The 4,025-nt window shown below is 30.8% G+C and carries 6 protein-coding genes; all 6 read left to right on the forward strand.

Annotated features, from left to right (window positions below; all coding sequences use genetic code 11):
* Positions 1-75: 75 nt before the first annotated feature.
* The 6 genes from VLM92_RS01665 to VLM92_RS01690 all read left to right on the forward strand — a co-directional run bounded on the left by VLM92_RS01665 (position 76) and on the right by VLM92_RS01690 (position 3,891).
* Positions 76-264, forward strand: a complete 189-nt coding sequence (locus VLM92_RS01665; protein WP_325274618.1) for a hypothetical protein — start codon at positions 76-78, stop codon at positions 262-264.
* A 46-nt stretch (positions 265-310) separates the two neighbouring features.
* Complete coding sequence (locus tag VLM92_RS01670) at positions 311-1,117, forward strand: N-acetylmuramoyl-L-alanine amidase (protein ID WP_325274619.1); 807 nt, start codon at positions 311-313, stop codon at positions 1,115-1,117.
* A 1-nt stretch (position 1,118) separates the two neighbouring features.
* Positions 1,119-1,403, forward strand: coding sequence for a hypothetical protein (locus VLM92_RS01675; RefSeq protein ID WP_325274620.1), 285 nt, complete (start codon positions 1,119-1,121; stop codon positions 1,401-1,403).
* A 19-nt stretch (positions 1,404-1,422) separates the two neighbouring features.
* Positions 1,423-2,040, forward strand: a complete 618-nt coding sequence (locus VLM92_RS01680) for an HNH endonuclease signature motif containing protein (protein ID WP_325274621.1) — start codon at positions 1,423-1,425, stop codon at positions 2,038-2,040.
* A gap of 283 nt (positions 2,041-2,323) precedes the next feature.
* Positions 2,324-3,013 carry a tyrosine-type recombinase/integrase gene (locus VLM92_RS01685; RefSeq protein WP_325274622.1) on the forward strand — a complete coding sequence of 230 codons (690 nt, stop codon included), beginning with the start codon at positions 2,324-2,326 and terminating at the stop codon, positions 3,011-3,013.
* 317 nt (positions 3,014-3,330) lie between these two features.
* A complete protein-coding gene (locus VLM92_RS01690) occupies positions 3,331-3,891 on the forward strand; it encodes a hypothetical protein (RefSeq protein ID WP_325274623.1) in 561 nt (186 codons plus the stop codon).
* Positions 3,892-4,025: the final 134 nt, after the last annotated feature.

Below are 4,025 nucleotides of genomic sequence, written 5' to 3' on the forward strand. Positions count from 1 at the left end.
TATTGGAGAATATTAAATATAAATCTAAATCCAAGATACAATTACTGAGACATTACAATAGGAGCATATATGAATATGGAAACTAGATTGAGCGAATGTGAACCTATGAACATAAAAAAAGTAAGAGCCAAATGGGAAGAAGGGGAATATACAAATAATTTTTCCCCAGAAAGTATGGATGCAGAAAATGTAAACATATACAACAAGGCATATGATTACATCAAAACAAAAGATGAATATTTTGCAGATGCAATAGATTGTTAAGAAGGTGGAAACACCTTCTCAAATATAAATAAAAAGGAGATAGTAAATGATAAAATACAAAAGAATAGGACTATTCGTAGGACACAGTAAACTGAAAGATGGTCGATACACTTCTTCACAAGGTATTAAGAACGAATATTTTGTGAATAAAGAATTAGCAACAGAAACAAAAAAATGGTTGGATTCAATAGGTCAACCGAATGATTTAATCATAGTTCCAGAGGGGAAATACACATCTTCTACATATGAAGATAATTACAAATTGCCGATAGCAAACAGTGGGAAATATGATTTGATTGTAGAGTTCCATGCAAATAGTTATAATGGCAAAGCAGATGGGTCAGAGGTGCTATATCATTCAACTGCAGGGAAAACGGTAGCAAAGAGAGTACAAAACAAACTGGGGACAATGTTTGATGATAGAGGTCTAGTGTATAGAAGTAATTTATACATGCTACGTGATACACATCCAACTGCAATCATGATTGAATCATTCTTCATAGACAGTGCAATAGACTGTGCTAAATATGACAAAATAGGAAAAAAAGAAGTAGCAAGAAGAATAGCAGAAGGATTAGTAGATACAACTATAAAGGAGCAAGTAAAAGAAAGTTTTGAAATAGGAGCATTCCAAAAAAATGTTGTTCTAACTAGTAATTTAAATTGCAGACGTGGTAGAGGATCAGAGTATGGGATATTAAAAACTTTCTCAAAAGGAACAGTGGTAAATGTTTGGTACATTGATAAAGCAAAAGATGGTTCATTGTGGGGTTCATGTAACAGTGGGATAAAAGATTCAAAAGGAAAGAGTATAACTGGATTTATTCACATGGGTTATACGAAGGTGCAGTAATATGTTAGAAATGCAAATTGTAGAATTAATAGTAGTCACGTTAATAGTTAAACTTATCGTGATGCAATGGTATCCACCAATTCAACGTAGTTTACAAGGAATCTTGTGCATTGTAATAGGGTCTGGAATTGGAGCATATATGAATCCTACAAAAGAAGGTGTAATTACTGCAATAATTGCATCTGGGTTTGCTTTTTATGGTGGAGAACTAATACAAGCATTCAAAGGTGTAGCAAAAGATGCAGAAGAAATAGACGATATAATATTGTCAAGAATAAAGAAATAATTAAGTTGGTGCTACTAAAATGGTAGCACCATTTTTATACAAAGGAGAAATAATGATTTACAACAATGAGGAATATAAAATAATACACAAAGGAAGTAGAATAAATAAATATATAAATAGAAATGGAAAAATTGTAACTGTTGATAAAAAAGGAAACATCAAAGAATATATAGGAAATCCCAATAAAGATGGTTATCTGCAAACTAGTACGAATTTATATAAAACACAGAGAATCAACAGATTGGTAGCATTATGTTTTATAGGAGAACCACCGATAGGAAAAGAGTTTGTTGACCATATTGATGGCGATAGAACAAACAATAATATTGAAAATTTAAGATGGGTAAGTAGTAAAGAGAATCACAATAATCCAATAACAAGAAAAAGAAGAAGTGCGTCAAAGTACGGAGAAAAACATCCGAAAGCACTAAAATGTGTGATAGTAATAGATGGGCAAATCATAAAAAGAAATACACAAAAAGAAATACTGGAAACATTGGTAAATGATTTTGGTTTTTCTGGTGTTGATAAATGGTTCACAAAAAGAGGAGTTCCAAAGAAATACGCTCATAGAGTTTCTTTTATTGGTACATTAAATAAATATGAAAAAGGAGAAACAAATGGCAAAGGTTTATAATAGAGTATACACAAAAGCAAAATGGGATAAGGTCAATAAATATAACAAAGATTTATTAAAAGACTATATGTTACAAATAAAAGCAGAAGGAAAATCTGAAAAAACGCAGGTGCAATATTTCAACGATGCAAGGATAGTTTTAATCTATATATTAGAAGAATTGGACAATAAACCATTATATAAATTAAATAGAAAGAGTTTCAGAAATATGATCCTTTGGATGCAGGAAAATAACTTGGGATCAAACCGTATAAATCGAATGCTTTCAACGAGCAGAAACTTAATGAATTTCGGATTGGATGATGATGATTATTCTGAGGAATTTGAGGACTGTAGGGTTAATCCAAGTCGAATCAAAGGAATGACAAAAGAGAAAGTTAGGGACATAATCTTTCTCAGTGACGAGGAAATTTTATATCTTTATGATAGATTAATTGAAAAAGGAAAGTATCAACAAGCACTGTTCTGTATGTTAATGTATGATTCGGCAGGGCGTAGAAATGAATGCCATCAAGTGGTAAAGAATTTTGCTCTGGAAGATGAAAACTTTACAAATATAGTAGTCGGTAAAAGAAATAAGAAATTTAGATTATTATATAGAGCAAAGACAAAAGAGATATATGATTTATATATGTCTACTAGAAAAGATGATTGTGATGCACTGTGGGTTACTAGAAAAGATGGAAAAATAGTACCTGCATCTTACGAAACACTTTATGCTTGGGTGATCTCATGGCGTAAAATAGTAGCAGAGAAATTTGAGTATAAAGAATTTAATCCTCACAGTTTTAGGCATAGCAGTTTAGAGAACTATGGGGATGGTAGCCACTATGTCTGTAGAGAATATCTAGGTGGTAAGAAGTTAGAAATCGAACAGTTAAAAATCTTGGCACATCACGAAGATGTATCTGTAACGATGTCATATCTAAAGGACAAAGGTGATGATGAATTGCTAAGTGCATTCGGAATATAGATTTACTTTATTTACCATTTGAAAAACATGTCGAATGGTGTTACTATAGATATAGTAAAAGATGTCCATAAAAGATTATATTTAGTTTATTCCCCTATGAACTTATAATTTTAAATCCCAAATATATTATGGATTACTATCCCCAACAAAGGTGTTGCTCATTCGGAGTAGCACCTTTATTTTTTTTGTTTTTTTAAAAAAACTTTTTAAAAAGTGTTGACGTAGTTAATACTTTATAGTATATTAATATATGTGGTCGAGGAAATTCGACAACATAATACATAAACATACATATAAAAACACTAGGAGGAAACAAAATGAAAACAACATTATTAAGAACTAAGGTAGATGGATTACAAGGATTAATAGACAGAAGGGTAGAACCAGAATTAGTTAAAAAAGAAATAAGAGAAATATTTAGCATGTTAGAAACTGTAGATAAAGAAGATAAAGAATATGCACTAAAGAAATTAATAGGATTAACTATGTTCTTGGCTACAGAAGTAGGAATTGATGATTCAATAGGTAAATTCTTTGCACAAATGGAAGGAATACGCACTAACATAAACACTAACACAAACAAAAAAAGCAAACTAAAAGTAGTGGAAGTGAATGTAAACGTAAATGAATTTAGAGATGTTACTGAAATAAAAGTTGATACTAAAGTACCAATGAGCGAACTTAAAATGATAATAACAAAAGCAAGACAAGATATATTAGATAATGTAAGAGAGATCAGATACAGTGAAAAAGGTGAAATGTGGATTGGTCACAGAAAAGGAAGTAAAGATGTAATTATAAATATAGAAGGTTGGAAAATGTCTGAATCAGAGAATCTGATATTCATAGAAAACTTCTTAGAATATATAACAGAATAATAACTGTGGGATACCAAGAATAAACTTCTTGGTATCTTTTTATTTGTACTATTTCTCTAAACTTCCATTATGGAATCCAAACATAAATGCTTGTGCATTTGGTTTAAAGTCCTCATGCTCTGCATCTATTAGTA

Origin of the sequence: Romboutsia sp. (assembly GCF_035470145.1) — a bacterium.
Taxonomy (GTDB): Bacteria; Bacillota; Clostridia; order Peptostreptococcales; family Peptostreptococcaceae; genus Romboutsia_D.